The organism is Prochlorococcus marinus str. NATL2A (assembly GCF_000012465.1).
Lineage (GTDB): Bacteria > Cyanobacteriota > Cyanobacteriia > PCC-6307 > Cyanobiaceae > Prochlorococcus_B > Prochlorococcus_B marinus_B.
Genome location: NC_007335.2, coordinates 1,394,772 through 1,415,177, shown reverse-complemented (window position 1 = coordinate 1,415,177; position 20,406 = coordinate 1,394,772). Strand labels below are relative to the sequence as shown.

Here is a 20,406-nt window from a genome sequence, read left to right as displayed (position 1 = left end):
TCAAATATTTCTAACTTGGTAACCTATATCTTCGCGAAAATGCATACCATTAAACTTGATTTTTTTAAGGTTAGAGTAGGCTAAATCGAAAGCTTTGTCGAAACTTTCTCCCTGAGCAACTACTGAAAGAACTCTTCCACCTGAGGTAATTGTATTGTCAAATTTGTCAATTGTGGTGCCTGCGTGAAAAATTTGGAGTGAAGAATTTGATTCAACATTGATGACAATCTTTTCACCTTTTTGTGGGCTTTCAGGGTATCCCTTAGAGGCTGCAACTATACAAGCACTGCATTCAGAATTAAATGTAAGTTTTGGTGCATTCTCAATCTCTCCTCGAGCGCAAGCAAAAAGGACAGAAGCAAATTCCTCTCCCATTAAGGGCATTAAAGCTTGACATTCTGGATCTCCAAAGCGGCAATTGAATTCAATAACTTTTGGCCCTGACGATGTAAGCATTAAACCGGCATAAATGACACCGATGTAATTGATATTCTTTTTTTTCAATCCTTTTAAAGTTGGGATAAGAACCAGTTCAGTTAAGTCCTTAAGATCTTGTTCATTTATTAAAAGTGCAGGTGCATAAGCTCCCATTCCGCCAGTATTTGGACCATTGTCTCCATCAAGTAATCTTTTATGATCTTGGGCTGGAGGAAGAACAATTAATTTCTCTCCATCACAAAGGGCAAAAATAGAAACTTCTGGCCCTTCAATTTTTTCTTCGAGAATAACTTTATTTCCTGCAGAGCCAAACTTTCCAGAAAATATGTCCTTAATAGCTTCCTTAGATTCCTCAATGGTTTCGCAAACAGTGACGCCTTTACCTGCCGCAAGACCATCTGCTTTGATAACAAGAGGTTGGTTAAATCTTCTAAGAATTTCTAGTGCTTCTTCTTTAGATTTTGCAGACCAGTACTTTGCTGTAGGGATATTGTTCTCTATCATCAGAGCCTTAGACCAGTCTTTACTTGCCTCTAATTGAGCACCATCTTTGCCTGGACCAAAAACTGTTAACCCTGCCTCACGCATTTTATTTGCTAAGCCCTCAGCCAAAGGGTCTTCAGGACCAATAATGACTAAATCAATTGCAAGTCGCTGACACTCATTAATGATTATTTTTTTATCTTCAGAGTTGGGTTTTAGGCAAATACATTTTTCAAATTTGGCTGTTCCACCATTGCCAGGACAAACATATATTTGCTCAATAGATTGATTTTTTGATAGAGCCCAAGCAATAGAGTTTTCTCTACCTCCGCTTCCAACTATTAATACCCTTTTCAATTCTTCAGCTTTTTGATTCTTTTTCATAGTTTTACTCTTGCTTAAATGAAAAAATAGTTTTTAGGGATTTTTAACTACCGTTTGATTAATTAGTTAATACATTGCTTGAAAAAAGGTATTTATTTGTTTGGAGTTTAGGTTTCAAATCAATTTATCTTGATTGAGGTGATTTTTGTAGCATTGGCTATTTATACTAATCAGATATCTGAGGTACTAATGAATCATATCCAAGGATCACTAATTTATGAAGGCAAAGCAAAAAGAGTTTTTGCGTGTGAAAATCCAAATAGGGTTTTAATAGAATTCAAAAATGATGCTACAGCTTTTAATGCAAAAAAACGATCAGAGATTGACGGGAAAGGGCGCTTAAATTGCAAAATTTCTGCGGCACTTTTTAAATTGCTTGAATTGAATGGAATTCCAACACACTTTTTAGAACTTCAATCGGAAACATTCATGATTGCGAATAAAATCAATGTGATCCCTTTAGAAGTTGTTATTCGCAATATTGCTACAGGGTCACTATGTAGAGAAACACCGATCAATCAAGGAACAATATTAAACCCTCCACTCCTCGATTATTATTATAAAGATGATGAATTAGGAGATCCTATACTTACAGAAAGAAGATTAAAACTGCTAGATTTGATAAGTACTTCGCAGATAGAAAAGGTAGAGACAATTACTAAAAATGTAAATAAAATTTTAAAAGAATATTTTGATGATCTCGATTTATTATTGGTTGACTTTAAATTAGAGTTCGGTTTTAACTCATTAGGCGAAATTGTGATTGCTGATGAAATAAGTCCAGATAATTGTAGATTTTGGGATAAAACAAATTCTGACCCTAAAGAACGTATCCTTGACAAAGACCGCTTTCGGCAAGATCTTGGAGGGGTGATAGATGCTTATGAGGAGATTTTGAAACGAATAGAGAGAGATTCTTCTAATTCTTCTTAAGCAAATTGTTCTTGGCCAAAGATTCCTTCACTTAATTGAATTGCTTTGAAATTTATGTTCAAAAGACACGCAAGTTCTAATAGAAAATTAATAGGCAGAGCTGCATATGCCATTGCTTTCGCATTCCCTTTTATCAGCCTTTTTGGAGAGACTAAAGCCTCTAAGATAGTCTCAAGTGAAAATCAATTGTTTGTTCAAAATAAGCAGAGTAAAAGATTACAATTTAGTGATCAATTAAATCCTAATAAACTTAATTTAAATTTCGATAATTTTTTGATTTCTGAGGGGGAAAATCAAAAAGATGAAAATATTGTTGTTGAAGAAAAAAGAGTATTAATTTCAGAGATTGTTATTGAGGGACTTGAAGATCATCCTGACAAAGAGCGCTTGGAAGTTATTGCTTATGATGCAATGTTAATTAGGCCTGGTAGTAAAGTTACAAGCGCAGAAGTTAAGAAGGATTTAGATCGAATTTATTCAACAGGCTGGTTCTCTGGTGCAAAAATCGAGTCTTTGCAGAGTCCTCTAGGAGTTAAACTTCTGATTAAGATTGAACCTAATCCAATATTAAATAAGATAAGTATACTTCCGCTTGAAAGAAAACTATCAAATACAAAATTAAATGAGATTTTTAATAATGATTATGGTAAGACCTTAAATCTCAATACTCTACAAATAAGGATTAAGGAAATTAAGGATTGGTATGCTAGTCAAGGATACTCCTTGTCAAGGATATCTGGTCCAAGTCGTGTGACCAAAGAAGGTAGAGTTGAACTTAATATTCAAGAAGGATATATTGCTGGTATCCAGATAAATTTTATAGATGAGGATGGAAATGCAGAAGATGAAAAAGGAAATTTAATAAAAGGAAAAACTAAGAGATGGGTAATTAAAAGAGAATTAATAACTAAAGTTGGAGATATTTTTAATAGAAACAAATTAGAATCAGATATTAAAAGATTATACTCAACGTCACTTTTTAGTGATGTAAAAGTAACTCTTAAACCAGTAATCTCGGAACCTGGAAAGATTATAGTTTCACTAGGTATAACAGAACAAAGAACAGGCTCTTTGACGGGTGGGCTTGGTTATAGTGGAGGTCAAGGTGTGTTTGGACAGATCGGATTACAAGAGTCCAATCTGGTGGGAAGATCATGGTCATCAAATATGAATTTGACTTATGGTGAATATGGAGCACTGCTAAATCTTTCCTTATATGATCCATGGATTAAAAATGATAAACATAGAACATCTTTTAGAACTTCATTATATTTAAGTAGGGAGGTTCCTCAAGAATTTAGAAGTCAAGAGGGTGGAAGTATTAGAGGAGTTACAGATAGATATGAAGCCCCGAATTCGTTAACAAGTTACGACACTAATCAATCTCAAAACTTAAACCTAAATAATAATAATACTTTAATAGAAACTGGGCCATTTACTAATCTTTATTCTGCTCAGTTATCTGCACCTCAGTTTAGCTGGTTTGATTATGAGGGTGATTCTATTGTCTTAGAGCGAACAGGAGGTGGCTTCTCTTTCGCAAGACCTTTAAATGGTGGTCAGCCTCTAAAAAAGGTTCCTTGGAGTGTGCTTATTGGTGCAAACTTCCAGAAAGTTAAGCCAATAGACTATGCCGGAGATAAAAGACCTTATGGCGTAGCATCTACAAATTTTATAGATGGGAAAGTTCCTAAGAATGAAGTTATTTGCGTTGCGTATAATTGCTCTACAGAGAATACACTAGTTAGTTTTAAAAGTGCAGTTACTTATAATAATTTAGATAATTCAAGAAATCCAACCTCTGGAGATTATTTAAATATTGGTTCTGAACAATTTATTAGCTTAGGTGAGAATTCACCGACTTTTAATAGAACTCGGGTTAGTTATTCTCGTTTTTATCCTGTTAATTGGCTGAAGTTTCATAAGGGTTGTCGACCAAAGCCTGGAGAAAAATCAGATTGCTCTCAATCGATAGGTTTTCAAGCAAAGATTGGAACAATCATCGGAGATTTACCTCCTTATGAAGCATTTTGCTTAGGAGGAGCCAGCTCTGTTCGGGGTTGGAACTCTTGTGACTTAGGCGTCGCAAGAAATTTTGGAGAGGCAACAGGAGAATATAGATTTCCTATTTGGCGATTAGTCTCTGGGGTCCTATTTGTTGACGCAGGATCTGATTTTGGCTCTCAATCAAATGTTCCAGGGAAGCCTGGAAAAATTCTAGAAAAACCAGGCTCTGGTTTTTCTGTTGGACCAGGTGCAGTCATTAATACACCTGTTGGCCCAATTCGAATAGAGGCGGCGACTCAAGATTTCAGTGGTAATTGGCGCTATAACATCGGAATTGGCTGGAAATTCTAGTGTTCTCTTTCCCCGATGACTATGAAGAAGGTTGGACGCTTCAAAATGAAATTAAAAAAGATGGTATTGGATTGCATACAGGTCTTAAATGCACAGTAATAATTAAGCCAACAGAATTAACAGGATTTCATATCTCTTTTTCAAGTGAACCCAATAAAGTTACTCCCATAGATATTTCACAAGTAAGGAATACGCCTTTATGTACAACTCTTGATTTGAATGGAAAAAAAGTAGCTACCGTTGAACACTTGTTGGCTTCATTACTTGGAGCAGGCTTAACTCATGCACATATAGAAATTACTGGCAGTGAGATTCCCTTACTTGATGGTTCTGCTATTGGTTGGATCGAGGAAATTCAAAATGTAGGAATGATTAATTCCATTACATCTCCCAGACCAAGGCCGGAACTCAAATCTCCAATTTTTGTCAGCAAAGGAGAAAGTGTGATTTTTGCAATACCATCAGAAAAATTGAAATTAGTAGGTTTGATTGATTTCCCGTATAAGGCAATTGGACAGCAAATGTTTTCTATTGAGCTGTCCCCAAATAATTTTGTTAAAGAAATTGCACCTGCGCGAACTTTTGGCTTTCTTGATCAGTTAGAAGAATTAAAGAAAGCTGGTCTAATTAAAGGTGGAGCTCTTGAAAATGCGTTGGTTTGTAATGGTGATTCTTGGGTGAATCCACCCTTGAGATTTGCAAACGAACCAGTGCGTCATAAATTGCTTGACTTGATTGGAGATTTAGCTTTTGTTGGATTACCGAAAGCGCAAATTTTTGTTTATAAAGGGTCTCATGCTCTTCATGCTGAATTTGCAGCTTCTCTTAAAAAGGTATTAACCTAATTAAATCTTATTTTGACTGACATTTCTCCTTCTCAACCTCTTGTTTTAAATAGCGAGCAAATAATGGGGCTTTTGCCACATAGATATCCCTTTGCGCTTGTTGACAGAGTGATAGAACATGATCAAGGCAAGAAAGCTGTGGCAATAAAAAATGTCACTCTTAATGAGCCGCAATTTCAAGGCCATTTTCCTGATAGACCACTAATGCCTGGAGTTTTAATAGTAGAAGCAATGGCTCAAGTCGGTGGTTTGATTGTTTCTCAAATGCCTGATCTTCCAAAAGGGCTTTTTGTGTTCGCTGGGATTGATTCGGTTCGGTTTAGGCGTCCAGTGGTTCCAGGGGATCAATTATTGATATCTTGTGAGTTGATAAGCATCAAAAGAAAGAGATTTGGAAAAGTTAAGGGAGAAGCAAAAGTGGATGATCAGTTGGTTTGTTCCGGAGATTTGATGTTCTCTCTTGTGGATTGAAGTAATGAGTGAACGTCAATCTTCTCAAAGCTTAATTGCAGATAACAAAGTAAATATTCATGAATTTGCGGACGTCTCTCCAAAAGCTGAACTTGGCAGAGGTGTATCTGTTGGTTCAGGCTCTGTTATTGGTCCAGATGTGATCGTTGGTCCTAATACTTGGATAGGAGCAAATGTAATTATCGAGGGTAAAGTAAAAATAGGATCTAATAATAAGATTTTCCCAGGAGCATGTATTGGATTAGAACCCCAAGATTTGAAGTATGGAGGAGACTCTACTGATGTCTTAATTGGAGATGATAATACTTTTAGAGAATGTGTAACTATTAATAGGGCCACCTTTGAAGGGGAGAAAACTATAGTTGGGAATCAGAATTTGTTAATGGCCTATTCACATTTAGGACATAATTGTGATATCGGAAACAGTGTCGTTATAGCTAATAGCGTGCAAATTGCAGGTCACGTTGTTGTTGAAGATAGAGCTGTTATTGGAGGATGCTTGGGGATACATCAATTTGTTCATATTGGTTATTTAGCTATGGTTGGGGGCATGACAAGAGTTGATAGAGATGTTCCTCCATTTTGCTTGGTGGAGGGACATCCTGGAAGAATGCGGGGACTAAATAAAGTTGGAATTAAAAGGCAAACTTTAGATAAAGAGAATAAAGAAGAATATCTACAATTGAAAAGAATTTGGAACTTATTATTTAAATCTGAATATGTAATTTCTGATGGTTTAAAAAGGGCAAGACAAGAGAATTTATTACAATCTTCTGCAAGATTATGTGGATTTATAGAACTCTCTATTGGGAAAGGTAGAAGAGGCCCAATGCCTTACTTTATTTCAACTAATAAAAAATGAAGTTATTAATCAGCACTGGTGAAGTCTCTGGAGACTTGCAGGGAAGTTTATTAATAAATGCGTTAAAGACAAATGCCGAGAAAAGGAAAATTGAATTAGAGATAATTGCTTTAGGTGGTGAAAGGATGCAGGAAGCAGGCGCTAAATTAATATCTAATACTTCTTCGATAGGTGCGATTGGTTTTTTAGAAGCTCTCCCTTACGTTCTACCAACATTAAATGCACAATCAAAAATTGACAATTACTTAAGTTCTTCCCCTCCTGATGCAGTTGTTTTAATAGATTATATGGGGCCAAATATTCGACTAGGATTAAAAGTAAAAAAAAAGTTCCCTAATATTCCAATAATCTATTATATTGCGCCTCAGGAATGGGCATGGAGATTAGGGGATTCGGGTACAACAGATTTGATTAGTTTTACAGATAAAATATTAGCTATCTTTGAAGAGGAAGCTAAATTTTATTCAAACAAGGGAGGAAATGTAAAATTTGTAGGTCATCCAATGTTGGATTTCTATCGAAATATTCCTACTAGAGAAGAAGCTTTGAGAAGAATAGGATTAACTTCTGATCAGAAACTTCTTCTTATTATCCCGGCTTCTCGCAAACAAGAACTTAAATATATTTTACCCACATTACTAAAAGCAGCTAAGCTTCTTCAGGAAAAAGATCCTTCTATTACTGTTCTAATACCATCGGGATTAAATGAATTTAATGAACTTTTAAATGATTCATTAAAAGAATATGCTCTTTCTGGAAGGATTATTTTGTCTAATGAAGTTGACGATTTAAAACCATTTCTATTTTCAGCGGCTCATCTTGCTTTAGCTAAGTCTGGGACAATAAATATGGAATTGGCTCTAAACTCAGTTCCGCAAATCGTTGGATATAAAGTAAGTAGAGTTACTGCTTTTTTCGCAAGATATTTATTAAGATTTAATGTTAAATATATTTCTCCAGTTAATCTTCTTTTAAATAAAATGTTAATACCAGAGTTTATACAAGAGGACTTTAAAGCGGATAAAATTTTTAATGCAGCATTAAAAATCCTTGAAGATAATTCAACAAAAGAGGACATAAAGCTTGGTTATGAAAGATTGAAAGATAAATTAGGAAAACCTGGAGTTACAGATAGAGCATCAAAGGATATTCTAGACTTATTAATTTAATGATTTCTATGCATAAAATCTTCAGAAGACTAATAGTATTTTCTATACTTTTGCAATTATTAATAGCTTGTCCTTTGCAAGCATTTGCCGAATCAGAAGAAGCTATTTTTGCAGGTGGTTGCTTTTGGTGCCTAGAACATGATCTGGAAAAACTTGATGGAGTCGTCTCTGCGGAAAGTGGATACTCTGGAGGAGATTTGATTAATCCCACGTATCAAGATCATAGTGGGCATCAAGAAGTTGTGAAAGTTGTTTTTGATTCTGACATTATTAGCTATAAAGATTTACTTAAGCAATATTGGGTTAATATTGATCCTTTTGATAATAATGGACAATTTTGTGATAGAGGTTATTCATATAAGCCAGTTATTTTTACATCTAATCAAGAACAAAAGCGAGATGCAAAAGAGAGTCAAGAAACTATCTCTGTTGGATTGAATATACCCTTGGAGCAATTAAAGGTTGATATCGTTGAGTCAAAAGTGTTTTGGTTGGCAGAGAACTATCACCAAGATTTTGCAGTTAAAAATCCACTCAAATACAATTTTTATAGGAGCAGTTGTGGAAGAGATAATAGATTAAAAAAAGTCTGGGGTGAATATAAGTATTAATAAAATAATTAATCAATAGATCTCAAATATATATATTTGAGATCTATTGATTATGCGTGAATAAATTAATTGGTGTTTAGACTCAACTCCTTGATCCAATTAATTAACGTTCTAACTCCATAACCAGTAGCACCCTTTGGAGTTATATCTCTATCTTTTTCTGTCCAGCATGTACCTGCTATGTCAATGTGCGCCCATGGAATGCTTGAGTTCACAAATTCTTTGAGAAACAAGGCTGCAGTAATTGACCCCCCTGGCCTAGGCCCTGTGTTTTGCAAATCAGCAATAGTTGATTTAATTCCAGATTTATATGAATCTTGCATTGGCATTCTCCAAATACCCTCTCCAGCTTTACCCGCAGCTTTCGTTAATTGCTCAGAGAGCTGATCATTGTCAGTCCATAAACCTGCTATTTCATCTCCTAATGCAATGACACAAGCCCCAGTAAGAGTTGCTAGATCTACTATTGCGTCAGGCTTCAGTTTGCATGCATAAACCAAAGCATCAGCTAAAGTTAACCTTCCTTCTGCATCGGTATTGTTTACTTCAATGGTTTTCCCATTCGAAGCTTTGATGATATCTCCAGGATGCAATGCAGAACCGTTAATCATATTTTCGCAAGCAGCAACAATAAAATGAACCTCGATGTTATTCGGTTTTAATTCTGCGATGGCTCTGGCTGCTCCAAGAACAGAAGCACTCCCTCCCATGTCGTACTTCATTTTTTCAATTTGAGATGCGCCTACTTTTAAGTTGTATCCACCAGAGTCAAAAGTTAAGCCTTTGCCAATTAATACGACTTTGTTTTTTGCGTTTTTTGGGGAATATTTTAAATGTATAAAATTAGGATCTAGATCTGATCCTTTAGCAACTGCTAAGTAAGCTCCCATCCCTTGATTTTCGCACTCTTTTCTATCTAGAACTTTCAGATCAAGATCATAATCAGTGGCTAACTTTTCAGCCTCTTTCGACATTTGATATGGTGTAAGAAAATTGGGAGGGGCTGAAACAAGTTCTCTTGCAAATTTAACTCCTTCGCAAATTGGATTTATTTCATCAATCGCTGATTTAGTGGTTTTGGTGTCCAAACCTATTAATTCAACTTCATCTATTGGAGTAGGTTCTTTTGGTTCTGATTTGAATCTAAAATCTTTAATAGATGACAATCGAACTGCTTCGCCAACTGCGCATGCAGCCGAGGAAGGGTCAAATGCATCCCAAGGGAAAAATATACCTAACTTTCTTTCATAGCCTGAAACTTGACGAGTACCAATTGAAGCTGCTTTTCGCAGATCATCAATTCGTAGAGTTTCGGGCTTTCCTAAGCCTACAAAAATTAGTTTTTTAACTTTGCCTTCTATTAGTTCAATTGATAATTTCTGATTTTTTTTGCCTTCGAATTTTGAATCAATAAACCTTTGGCTCAAAAAAGTATCTTTTATTATTGCCTTAAATAAATTAATTTGGCTTTCGATTGTTCCTTCCAAAATCCCAGCTATGAGAACTGATCCTGACCATTCGTTAATTTCTTTGGAAACTGCTGAAACTTGCATTTAATTTTTAAGCTTGTATGCATGATAACAATTTTTTACTAATTGATTTGAGAAGTAAATGGCGTTGCCCATATTTCCCTTGTCTCTTTATTAAATGGTGGAAGCCATGCTTGGATAAGCTTTTGTTCTAATTTTCTTCTCTCCTTGGTTTTAGTTGGAACATCTAGCCAAAAACGAATGCTTAACTTGGCTTTCACATTTGCTTTATGTAGAGAATCTGAATAACTTGAAATATAATCTTTACAGTCATGTTCTCCTTTCCACCTTTTTTCTGCAGAAATTGTTTCTCCGATATATAAAATTATATTTTCACCCGAATCAATAATTTCATCCATTACAAAATAAACTGCAGGCCCCTCATGCATTGCTTTCGGCCACCTCCAAAAACTTAAAGGTAAAGGAGTAAGTTCAATTGGATTGAAAGATGCATTTAACTCATCTGAACTAGATTCAAATAGTGAATATTGATTTACATCTATATGGCCGGATTTAAAAATGGGAGATTGATGAGTAATGATTTTTGCTTGCCATTCCTTAATTATTTTTTTGTCAATAAATACATCTTGAAGAGGACCTTTGTCTGAAAAATTTAAATTATTATTGTTAAATAAATCACATTGAAGATTTAATTTTTTCATTTTAAATAGGTTAAAATAAAAAATAATGATCAATTAATATTTTTTATCATGAGATAACTGGGTTTTTATATTATTTGGATTGATTACAGTTTGAGTTTAGCTTGTAAAGAACAGATAAAAAGAGTTTTTCTTCATTAGTAAGTTTTTATGTTTTTTGAATAAGAATTATATTTTTTTGTGGTGTGGCTATTTACACTTCTTAAACAAATGCTTTTAGGTGGAAATGGCCTAAGATTATCTTCAGAATTGAATGTTACTATCAATGGTAGTCGTTAAATTCAAAATCGAGCAATTTTTCTATCAGCTTGGGTCAAGGATATGAGTTTTTTCGAGTCCGAAATTGTTCAAGAAGAGGCCAAAAAACTTTTCACTGATTATCAGAATCTGATGCAATTAGGTTCTGATTATGGAAAATTTGATAGAGAGGGAAAAGTAATGTTTATTGATACTATGGAAAATTTAATGGAAAGGTATAAAGTTTTTATGAAAAGATTTGAACTTTCAGAAGATTTTCAGGCAAAAATGACAGTAGAGCAGTTAAAGACTCAGTTGAGTCAATTTGGAATTACTCCTGATCAAATGTTTGATCAGATGAATAAAACTTTGGTGAGAATGAAATCAGAATTGGATAAATGATTATTACCCTTTTAATATTTAGACTATGTTAGATCACATCAATGAATTACCTGATTGGATCTCTAGAGGGTTAGATGATCTTTTCCCTAATGATAATTCAGGAGATTCAGATCAAAGCTTTCTAAAAAGATTAGAACTTTCATCTGTAGATAAAAAGCCTTTACGTGTAAAACTTGGAATTGATCCAACAGGAACTGATATTCATATAGGTCATAGCATTCTTTTTAGAAAATTAAGAGCTTTCCAAGATGCTGGACATACGGCAATACTTATAATCGGAGATTTCACAGCAAGGATTGGAGACCCAACTGGAAAGAGTAAAACTAGAATTCAGCTTTCAAAAGATGAGGTTCAATCAAATGCATTGAATTACCTTGAGCAATTAGGACTTGGTAAAGATCCCAAAGATTCATTACTTGATTTTTCAATTCCCAGTCGCATAGAAATCAGAAGAAATAGTGAGTGGCTTGAAAATCTTAATTTGTCTAAAGTTATAGAACTTTTATCAAATTCAACAGTTGGTCAAATGCTGGCTAAGGAAGACTTTAGTAATCGATATAAATCTGGCACTCCTATATCTCTTCATGAATTTCTCTATCCGCTTCTTCAAGGATATGATTCTGTTGCGATCAATTCTGATGTGGAACTTGGTGGTACAGATCAAAAATTTAATATTGCTATGGGGCGAGATCTGCAAAAAGCTTTTGGACAGAAACCCCAATTTGGAATGCTATTACCTATTTTAGTTGGATTAGATGGGGCACGAAAAATGAGTAAAAGCTTAGACAATATTGTAGGAATAAATGAAGATTCATTATCTATGTATTCAAAATTAGAAAAGGTTCCAGATGATTTGGTTCTTACATATTTAAATTTACTCACTAATGAAAACTTAAAAGAATTAAGTTCAAATCCAAGAGAGGTTCAGAAATTTATGGCTTTAAAAGTAACATCTAATTTTAAAGGAATTGAGGCAGCAAAAAATGCTCAATTTAATTCTGAAAAATTAGTTTTAGGTACTAAAGATTCTCTTGAGGAAATACCAGAAGCATCAGTTTCTAATGTGAATTTTCCAGCTAAAGCATTTTATTTATTTAGTAAGATGGAAATGTGTTCAAGTAGCAGTGAAGCAAGAAGACAAATTCTTGGAGGAGGAGTGAGAATTGATGGGAAAAAAATTATGGATCCTAATTTAGAGTTTCACACTCCAGATGATCTCATAGGAAAAATATTACAAGTAGGAAAGAAGAAATTTCTTCGTGTTTCAACTTGATAGATCGTTATGAAAAATATTGATAATCCAAGTGAAAAAATAATTATTGCTTTAGATGGAATGGATAAAGATGATGTTGTCAATTTATTGAAAAAAATACCTGAAATTGTCTGGGTTAAAGTTGGACTCGAGTTGTTTGTTAGTGAAGGACCAGACGTATTATCAATGTTAAGAGAAAAGGGTAAAAAAATATTTTTAGATCTTAAGTTTCATGATATTCCTACAACAGTTGCTAGAGCATGTTTCGCAGCATCACAAACTGGCGCTGAATTTATTTCTTTGCATACTTGCGCTGGTATGAAGGCTCTAAAGATGGCCAATGAAGCCGCAAAAGAAGGAGCCGCTAAAGTTAATCTAATTCCGCCAAAACTTTTGGGAATTACAATATTGACGAGTTGGACTCGCGAAAGTTTTTGTAATGATCTTCTAATTAATCAATCAATCAATCAACGTGTTAAGCACCTGGCAGAGATTGCATCGAATTCTGGTTTAGGAGGATGTGTCTGTAGTCCTAAAGAGGTTCAATTCCTTCGTGAATCTTACCCTGAGACTTTTGAGTTGATAACTCCAGGGATAAGGTCATTAGGTTCAAATATTAATGATCAATCTAGGGTTTCTGATGCATCCGAAGCTATTAAGATGGGAGCATCAAAGTTAGTTATCGGAAGAGCAATTACCCAATCAAATGATTCTGCTTATATGTTTAAGAGTTTTTGCGATAAAATTAGTATTTAATTTCTTAGGGCTGTCCGATTCTTGGCTCTTTACCCCTAATTAGCCTAACTATATTCTCTCTATGTCTCCAAATCACTAATATCATAGCTAATAGTGAAACAATTAAAAATGGTAAAGAAAGATTTGAACCACTAAAGCTTAGAAACATTATTAAAGGCAGAGCTAATGATGCGCTAACACTTGCAAGTGATACTATTCTAAATAATGTAATCATTATGATGAAAACGCCTAAAGTGGCAAGTCCAACTTGCCATGAAAGACCAAGAAATATTCCTAACCCTGTTGCTACAGCTTTACCACCTTTCCAATTAAGCCAGACAGGCCAAATGTGACCAATTAAAGTTGACAGACCTACAGCCACTTGCCAAGAATCATTTAGTAGTAAATATTTTGCTAATAAAATAGATAGAACTCCTTTGAATACATCTAGTAGAAAAACTGTAATTGCTGCACGCTTTCCTATATGTCTTAATACATTTGTTGCTCCTGTAGACCCAGAACCTAATGAACGAATATCAATTCCTTTTGCAATTCTTCCAGCTAAATAACCACTAGGAAAAGATCCGAATAAATATCCAAAAAATAGAATTAAAAGATTCAAAATAATTTCAATTGGAATTTTTATATTAATCCATCATCTTCATAAATCTCATTGGGACTTCCTGCAAAAGCAAGCCAAATAGGAAACTGAAGAATGGGAACTTCTACATTAATTTCAGCCGCATCAATAATTATCAAAGGCAACTCACCTCTTTCTTCAAGTCGATCTGCTCTTTCAATTAGTCCATCGGATCTCTCGAAAAGCACTATTCCGCTATTTGGCCCGAAATCCTCACGGCTAAGTCCTAATGAATCTTGGAGACATCTTCTCCATTCTCCCAGTCGCTCTGGTTGACTGGCTAAAACTAAAGTCTGAAATTGTTCGCCGTATAACTCACCTAAAATTGCAATGATCCCTGCGGTAACTAAAGCATTCTTTGATCTACTCCCTCTGCTTGGTTGAGCGCCTCTTCCCCCCATGCTGAAGAACCAATCTTCAAGCATTTCAATATCAATTGATTCAAGACTTCTTCTAAGTTTCCATGGTTCAGCATAGAAATCAGGTTGTTCTAGAAATTGACTAAAGCAGCTTCTGATTAAAGTCTCATCAGGTTTGAAAGTATCAGAAACAGCAGAGATAACTTCTTTCTCTTTAGGAGGCTCAATTTTTTTATTTTCATCAAGTGGCGATGGCTTAACAATAACTGGCGGAACAACCAGCTCTAGTTGCTCAGCTGAATGAGCTAGATCTTGTAATGCACCAGTTAAATATTCTTGAAAACCTTTAACTTTTCTTGCTATCGCATCAGATTGGCCTGTAAATGAGCTTTTAAGTTCAGTTTCAATTTGTACTTTTTTTTGAGAAAGTTCCTCTAATTCTTTCTCTAACTGCTGACGTGAAAGCTGAAGATCTTTAAGCGCAATGTCAATGATAGGCTGCGTCTGCGCGATAGAGGCTTTTTGATTGTTTTCAGGACTAATTACACTTTGTGATTTAGTTTGCTTCTCGAGGGGTTTTTGAGTTGTATTTTTTATTGAAGAAGAATTGTCCACAGAAATATTCTGTTTTGAATTTTGTTTCTCTTCAGATAGATTTTCTTCGGATTCCATATTTCAAAAACTTCAATTAAGTTTTAGATTTTCATGAGTCTACTTCTTTTTGTATTTCTAAATCCTTGACCCTTAACCTTAGCTGTTCTTCTAATGAGTTGACCTCAAAAAGTATAGGCAATAGATGAGGACTTGCTTCTTCTCTAAAATAGAGAAAACCTGGCAATTTAGGTAATATAATTCTCCATGCTATCCAATTTTTAAAAGGAAATCTTCTTAATTCATTCCCAAGTTGCATGACAATTAAATCGTCCTTGGTAAATTTTAGTTTTAAGGTAAATGATTGCAGTAATAGGAAAAATCCAAAACTGCTGATTACAATAGTTGGCCAAGGATTAAATGGTGTTATTAAGAATAATAAGCCCGCCAATATTATGAAGATGGGTAAACGATAAGAAGGCGATAAAATAACACCATCGTTAGCAACAAGATTTTCAGAAGTCATGGTTTTTAGGCAAAAAGAACTTGGGTGAGTAAAACATCTACTAAAGAAACGGTTATTAGAGTCATAACTACAGCTCCAGTAGTGCTTGAACCTACTTCTTTTGGCCCGCCTCTTGTGGTTAATCCCCATCCGCAAGCAATAATTGCGATTAAGAGACCAAACACCAATGCTTTAACAAGCATAAAAGGAAGATCAGATGTTATCAGCCATTCTCTAACTGAATTCCAAAAGATGCTTGGTGGAATCTGATAGAGAATGGTGCTGCTAAATTGACCGCTAAATAAAGCGATAGAAAAAAATAGTAAGCATTGAATTGGCGCCATTACAACCATTGCGCATATCCTTGGAACAACTAGATATTCAACGGGATCTGTTTGTAACATCGTAATAGCATCTATTTGTTCAGTAACTTTCATTGTTCCTATTTGAGCAGCATAAGCAGTTGCAACTTTTCCAGTAAGAAGAGTTGCGGTAAGTAAAGGAGCTATCTCTCTTGCCATACCAATTGCTAAAAGTCCTCCAACAGCAGAACCTAATCCTTGTTTACTTAATTCTGCTGCGACTTGAATATTGAAAACGGTTCCTGCTGCAATGCCTGTTATTAAGACGATAAGGAAGCTTCCTGGCCCTGCCTCCATTAATTGATCTATTAAATCTGATTTATTTATATTCCCTTTAGCTATTGATGCAATTGCTTGCCCTCCAATTAAAATACTGCTAAAAAACCTTCTTAGCCAACGAGGTGAGTAGTTCATTTACTTAATCTCCTAGATTTGAAATCTAAACTTCGCCACGGTTTCATAGTTATTAATCCAGCAATTACTAGTAAAGAAGGTATTAATCCCATGCATAATCTAATAGTAATAATTGCTGTTAGAGGTTGATCTAAGTCTTCAAGACTTGATAAGCAATTAGTGGATGATTTATATCCTGATAAAGATAAAAGAACTCCTAGAAATTGAACGCTTAAACCAATACCTATTTTCTGAATAAAAACCATCCATGCTGTATATATTCCTGAAGGCTTTTCGGGATCTTGATCAATAGCATCAGGAAGTAAAGACCAAGGAATAAGATATGCTGTAGAAGCTCCAAACCCTACTAAAATAATTATAAATAAAAGAATTAGCATCTTTATACCATCAATATTACCAAAGGCTAATAAAGAATTGATACTGACTCCTTTAGTTATTGGTGGCATAAATATAACTAAAAAACAGGCTAATACCCATATTTTCCCACCTTTGAATAGTGCTGATATTCTTCCATATTTATTGGAGTAAAAGCTCCAAAACTGTAGACCTAATAGAGTACTAATTTGAAATGGTATAGGGATCCATTTTGAAATTTCTATTGGAACAAGCATTACTTGCTCAAGATAGATTAATGAAACGGTTTGCATTAATTGGAGTCCGCACCAAAGCAGCAAGTAAAGAGCAATAATTCGTGTGAAAAGTTTATTATTTAAAACTCTTTTTAGCTGCTGATTAAAAGGTTCAGATTGAGAAGTGGGCTTTCTGGCTTTTTTTGCAAATGGGGCTAGTCCCCAGCAAGCAATTAACGTGGTAAAAGTAGCAATAACTCCTGTTACTCTCCCCATCGAAGTATAACCTTCTACTCCTTGAGATAAGAAGCCTGCAGCCACTATTAATCCAGTGGTTCCAGCTATAATAGATCCAGTAAATCTTGCAGCATTAAGTCTTGTTCTAATAGCTATATTTTCAGTTAGCTCAGTAGATAATGCTGCAAAAGGTAGATTTACTGCTGTATAAGCTGTCATCAAAAAAATTGCTGCAAATACGTAATAAATTGTTTTCGCATCTATATCTCCAGGAGGGACCCACCACATTGCGGCAAGGAATAAACCAAGTGGAACAGCACCTCCAATCATCCATGGAAGCCTTGGCCCCCATCTTGATCTGGTGCGATCACTCATCCATCCAATTAGAGGATCATTTATCGCATCCCAAAGTTTTGAAACCATCAGAAGCGAGCCTGCAATAAATGCAGGAATTCCTGCAGCACAAGTAAAAAAAAGAAATAGATAAGTACCTAGCTGTATTGCGGCTAATCCCGTTCCAGCATCTCCCATTGCATAAGAGATCATTAGTCTTGTGCGATTATTTCCTTCGTAAAGCGATGTGGAATTATTCACTCTTTTTTGGATAATGGGACTCGCAAGGTAATAATGGAGAAAGCTAAATTAACTTTTACTCCAACAGTGAGTAGTTTTTATTTCTAGCGCGGGCGTAGTTTAGTGGTAAAACCTCAGCCTTCCAAGCTGATGATGCGGGTTCGATTCCCGCCGCCCGCTTAATTTTGATTCTCATAGCTTAATTTTTTTTGAATACTCGCTGGAGACCATAAGAACAAGACTGTTACTTTCAATCCGAACATTTGATTGATTCGCTAGGGTTTTTTTGGAGACATTTTTAGTTTTCAAGATAGACGTATCAATATATTTTTTCCAAGGAGAAATTGGGGTTGGTAAGTCAAAAAGCATTGATTCTTTGTAAGCATTGAAGCCAAGCCAAATTGCTGAGCCATCATTGTTTTTGTTAATGCTAAATCCAAGAGTATGTGACCAGTCACCCCAGTCAGGTTTATTAACTTTAATGCCATGCCACTGAATCCAAAAATAAGATGTTTTGACCTTGGTATTATCTTTTTGACAATCATAAATACTATCAGGACTGAAAAATTCAGATAGTTGTTTCCTTAGAGATATCAGCTTTAATACAAATTCTTTTAAGTCATGATCCCAATTGTTGTGATTCCAATCCATCCAACCAAGTGGGTTGTCTTGACACCATGTGTTGTTATTCCCCCCTTGGCTTCTACCTAATTCGTCTCCCATTAAAATCATTGGTACTCCAGGAGATAAAAGAAGTGTTGCAAGAAGATTTCTTTGTTGTTTTTGCCTTAAATTATTTATTTCTTTATCAGTAGTTGGTCCTTCAACTCCATAATTATAACTATTATTATTGTTCTCCCCATCTCTATTATTTTCCCCATTTGCAAGGTTATGCTTTTTGTTAAAACTTACTAGATCTTTTAATGTGAATCCATCATGAGAAGTTATGAAATTAATACTAAATATATTTGCTAAATTATTATCTTTATATAGGGACTTACTACCTATTAATCTATCTTTAAGTGGCCAGATTGTGCCTTTATCTCCTTTCCAAAATCGTCTAATATCATCTCTAAAATGACCATTCCAAGTTCTGAATTGTTTCGCTGGAAAATCACCTAGTTTGTAAAGTCCACCACAATCCCAAGGCTCACTGATTAATTTCACATCGCTAAGTTTAGGATCTGCTTCTATTTCTTCAAATAAGGGAGGTTTATCTAAAGGAATTAAATTTTCGCCTCTACTCAAAGCAATACCTAAGTCAAAACGAAATCCATCAACACCTAACTCAATTGCCCAACAACGCAATGATTCCAATATTAATTTTCTAACTAAAGGACGATTAGCGGCAATACTATTTCCACATCCACTCACATCTTGGTAATTTTCTTTATCGTCTTGATGATAGTAAGTTTTAGGACCAAAATTTTTCCAACTTATATTTGGACCATTTTGATTCCCTTCTGTTGTGTGATTATAAACAACATCTATTAATACTTCTAGCTCATTATCATGGCAAACTTCTACTAATTTTTTGAATTGTCTCCTAGCTTCTAATGGATTACAACTATCTACAAAATCTTGATGTGGCGTGAACCAATTAATAGGACTATATCCCCAATAGTTAACAAGTCCTTCAGGGGCATCGTTAGAATCAAAAGCGAATACCGGAAGTAATTCAATAGTTGTAATGCCAAGACTTTTAAGATAAGGTATCTTTTCAATTAATCCTAAAAATGTACCTTTCTTTCTTTCACTAACACTTGAATCATTACTTTTCGTAAATCCACCAACATGTAATTCATAAATAATAGTTTTATTCCATGAATGTTTAGGCCTAGGGTGAGATTTGAAATCAAAATAATCTCTTTTAGTTACTACTCCCTTGAGGCAATGAGCATAACCTCTATTCACTTTTTCTTTATGATTCCTTATGTAATTCTTCCACCCTGTAATTGCTCTGGCACATGGATCTAAAACAAGATGGTCCTCGGCAGCTTTTTGCCCATCAATTGATACTTTATATCCATATAAAGTTCCTTCAGCTAGACCCTCTATTTCAACGTGCCAATAATCTCCAGACCTATTTTTCTGATCTAAGGATATTGTTTCTTTTGCATACTCGTCATCTTCATTCTGGAAGATTAATAATTCTAAATTTGTTGCATGTGGTGCTGCGATAGAGAAATTAACCCCATCAAGAGTAACGGAGCTACCCAAAGGCCATGCTGAACCAACTTTTACTTTTCCCAATTGTGTTTGTCCTTTACAAAAATAATCAAGTAACTTTCCCTACAAGTTAGGTGCTTAGTTTGTTTTAACAAGTTATAAAAAACGAAATTCAATCATAAAAGAAACTTGTATTAGGCATTTGATTCATTTAAAAATGAATACTAAATCGTTTTGGCGAGATAACTTCGTTGATTTGATGAGTTTTGGGTTTTGGACGAATTTTAAAGAGATTCTTATTCCAATTGAAAATCAAAATTTTAGAGCTTTAAGGTATTACAGCTTCAAAATGGATGTCCTAGAGCTAGAAATAATCTGATTTTTCATTTATTTTTCTCTTTTTTAGAGTGGATATTATTTTGTAATACCAATAAATGTGCTGTTCTGCAGACCTTTGTTAATTCATGAGAATTTAATTAAATGTCTTATTTTTGTTAGAAAAAATAATTAATTTCACACCTCAGAGCTCTTCTTTAGAATGAATTTAGAAATATATCTTTTCAGAAGTCTTTCCCTGACAGGCTTCTTGGGAAAAATAGAAAACTTGCATCTTTCTTAA

Annotated in this window: 19 protein-coding genes and 1 tRNA gene; 11 read left to right on the top strand and 9 right to left on the bottom strand. The window is 34.7% G+C overall.

The genetic code is table 11. From position 1 onward, the window contains the following. Nucleotides 1–1,305 carry a phosphoribosylamine--glycine ligase gene (gene purD, locus PMN2A_RS07760; RefSeq protein ID WP_011295259.1) on the bottom strand — a complete coding sequence of 435 codons (1,305 nt, stop codon included), beginning with the start codon at nucleotides 1,303–1,305 and terminating at the stop codon, nucleotides 1–3. A gap of 189 nt (nucleotides 1,306–1,494) precedes the next feature. Between purD and purC the strand changes: the two genes are divergently transcribed. From purC to msrA, 7 genes are all read left to right on the top strand, one after another. Continuing rightward, the gene (purC, locus tag PMN2A_RS07755; RefSeq protein WP_011295258.1) at nucleotides 1,495–2,238 is read left to right on the top strand and encodes a phosphoribosylaminoimidazolesuccinocarboxamide synthase; all 744 of its coding nucleotides are present in this window, start codon (nucleotides 1,495–1,497) and stop codon (nucleotides 2,236–2,238) included. 54 nt (nucleotides 2,239–2,292) lie between these two features. Beyond that, entirely contained in the window at nucleotides 2,293–4,596 is a 2,304-nt protein-coding gene (locus tag PMN2A_RS07750) for a BamA/TamA family outer membrane protein (RefSeq protein ID WP_011295257.1), read from the top strand. Continuing rightward, complete coding sequence (gene lpxC / locus PMN2A_RS07745) at nucleotides 4,596–5,441, top strand: UDP-3-O-acyl-N-acetylglucosamine deacetylase (RefSeq protein ID WP_011295256.1); 846 nt, start codon at nucleotides 4,596–4,598, stop codon at nucleotides 5,439–5,441. Before PMN2A_RS07750 ends, lpxC begins: the two co-directional genes overlap by 1 nt. A 63-nt stretch (nucleotides 5,442–5,504) precedes the next feature. Next, complete coding sequence (gene fabZ, locus PMN2A_RS07740) at nucleotides 5,505–5,912, top strand: 3-hydroxyacyl-ACP dehydratase FabZ (protein ID WP_011295255.1); 408 nt, start codon at nucleotides 5,505–5,507, stop codon at nucleotides 5,910–5,912. A 4-nt stretch (nucleotides 5,913–5,916) separates the two neighbouring features. Continuing rightward, a complete protein-coding gene (lpxA, locus tag PMN2A_RS07735; protein WP_011295254.1) occupies nucleotides 5,917–6,774 on the top strand; it encodes an acyl-ACP--UDP-N-acetylglucosamine O-acyltransferase in 858 nt (285 codons plus the stop codon). Further along, complete coding sequence (lpxB, locus tag PMN2A_RS07730) at nucleotides 6,771–7,943, top strand: lipid-A-disaccharide synthase (protein WP_011295253.1); 1,173 nt, start codon at nucleotides 6,771–6,773, stop codon at nucleotides 7,941–7,943. Before lpxA ends, lpxB begins: the two co-directional genes overlap by 4 nt. After that, a complete protein-coding gene (gene msrA / locus PMN2A_RS07725; RefSeq protein ID WP_011295252.1) occupies nucleotides 7,943–8,554 on the top strand; it encodes a peptide-methionine (S)-S-oxide reductase MsrA in 612 nt (203 codons plus the stop codon). Before lpxB ends, msrA begins: the two co-directional genes overlap by 1 nt. Nucleotides 8,555–8,619: 65 nt before the next feature. Here msrA and PMN2A_RS07720 read toward each other — a convergent pair whose 3' ends face one another. Further along, nucleotides 8,620–10,107 carry a leucyl aminopeptidase gene (locus tag PMN2A_RS07720; RefSeq protein WP_011295251.1) on the bottom strand — a complete coding sequence of 496 codons (1,488 nt, stop codon included), beginning with the start codon at nucleotides 10,105–10,107 and terminating at the stop codon, nucleotides 8,620–8,622. A gap of 38 nt (nucleotides 10,108–10,145) precedes the next feature. After that, a complete protein-coding gene (locus PMN2A_RS07715; RefSeq protein ID WP_011295250.1) occupies nucleotides 10,146–10,745 on the bottom strand; it encodes a hypothetical protein in 600 nt (199 codons plus the stop codon). A gap of 318 nt (nucleotides 10,746–11,063) precedes the next feature. Here PMN2A_RS07715 and PMN2A_RS07710 point away from each other — a divergent pair, with 318 nt between their 5' ends. Genes PMN2A_RS07710 through pyrF form a run of 3 tightly spaced genes read left to right on the top strand, consistent with a single transcriptional unit; the run spans nucleotide 11,064 to nucleotide 13,389 of the window. Beyond that, nucleotides 11,064–11,381, top strand: coding sequence for a DUF1825 family protein (locus tag PMN2A_RS07710; RefSeq protein ID WP_011295249.1), 318 nt, complete (start codon nucleotides 11,064–11,066; stop codon nucleotides 11,379–11,381). A 25-nt stretch (nucleotides 11,382–11,406) separates the two neighbouring features. Continuing rightward, complete coding sequence (gene tyrS / locus PMN2A_RS07705; RefSeq protein WP_011295248.1) at nucleotides 11,407–12,654, top strand: tyrosine--tRNA ligase; 1,248 nt, start codon at nucleotides 11,407–11,409, stop codon at nucleotides 12,652–12,654. Between the two features lie 9 nt (nucleotides 12,655–12,663). Next, nucleotides 12,664–13,389, top strand: coding sequence for an orotidine-5'-phosphate decarboxylase (pyrF, locus tag PMN2A_RS07700; RefSeq protein WP_011295247.1), 726 nt, complete (start codon nucleotides 12,664–12,666; stop codon nucleotides 13,387–13,389). Nucleotides 13,390–13,393: 4 nt separating this feature from the next. Here pyrF and plsY read toward each other — a convergent pair whose 3' ends face one another. The 5 genes from plsY to PMN2A_RS07675 are packed head-to-tail and all read right to left on the bottom strand — an operon-like array spanning nucleotide 13,394 to nucleotide 17,591. Beyond that, nucleotides 13,394–13,990 carry a glycerol-3-phosphate 1-O-acyltransferase PlsY gene (gene plsY / locus PMN2A_RS07695; protein WP_011295246.1) on the bottom strand — a complete coding sequence of 199 codons (597 nt, stop codon included), beginning with the start codon at nucleotides 13,988–13,990 and terminating at the stop codon, nucleotides 13,394–13,396. A gap of 20 nt (nucleotides 13,991–14,010) precedes the next feature. After that, nucleotides 14,011–15,039, bottom strand: coding sequence for a DUF3086 domain-containing protein (locus tag PMN2A_RS07690; protein ID WP_011295245.1), 1,029 nt, complete (start codon nucleotides 15,037–15,039; stop codon nucleotides 14,011–14,013). Between the two features lie 31 nt (nucleotides 15,040–15,070). Next, nucleotides 15,071–15,484, bottom strand: a complete 414-nt coding sequence (locus PMN2A_RS07685; protein ID WP_011295244.1) for a DUF3119 family protein — start codon at nucleotides 15,482–15,484, stop codon at nucleotides 15,071–15,073. Nucleotides 15,485–15,489: 5 nt separating this feature from the next. Then, nucleotides 15,490–16,239 (bottom strand): MlaE family ABC transporter permease, encoded by a 750-nt coding sequence (locus PMN2A_RS07680; RefSeq protein ID WP_011295243.1) that lies wholly within the window; start codon nucleotides 16,237–16,239, stop codon nucleotides 15,490–15,492. Continuing rightward, a complete protein-coding gene (locus PMN2A_RS07675) occupies nucleotides 16,236–17,591 on the bottom strand; it encodes an MFS transporter (protein WP_011295242.1) in 1,356 nt (451 codons plus the stop codon). The genes PMN2A_RS07680 and PMN2A_RS07675 overlap by 4 nt, the downstream gene beginning before the upstream one ends. Nucleotides 17,592–17,727: 136 nt before the next feature. On the opposite strand from PMN2A_RS07675, the gene PMN2A_RS07670 reads away from it, so the two are divergent. After that, nucleotides 17,728–17,798 (top strand) — tRNA-Gly (locus PMN2A_RS07670). 12 nt (nucleotides 17,799–17,810) lie between these two features. Here PMN2A_RS07670 and PMN2A_RS07665 read toward each other — a convergent pair. Then, complete coding sequence (locus tag PMN2A_RS07665) at nucleotides 17,811–19,871, bottom strand: glycogen debranching protein (RefSeq protein WP_011295241.1); 2,061 nt, start codon at nucleotides 19,869–19,871, stop codon at nucleotides 17,811–17,813. Nucleotides 19,872–20,406 lie beyond the last annotated feature (535 nt).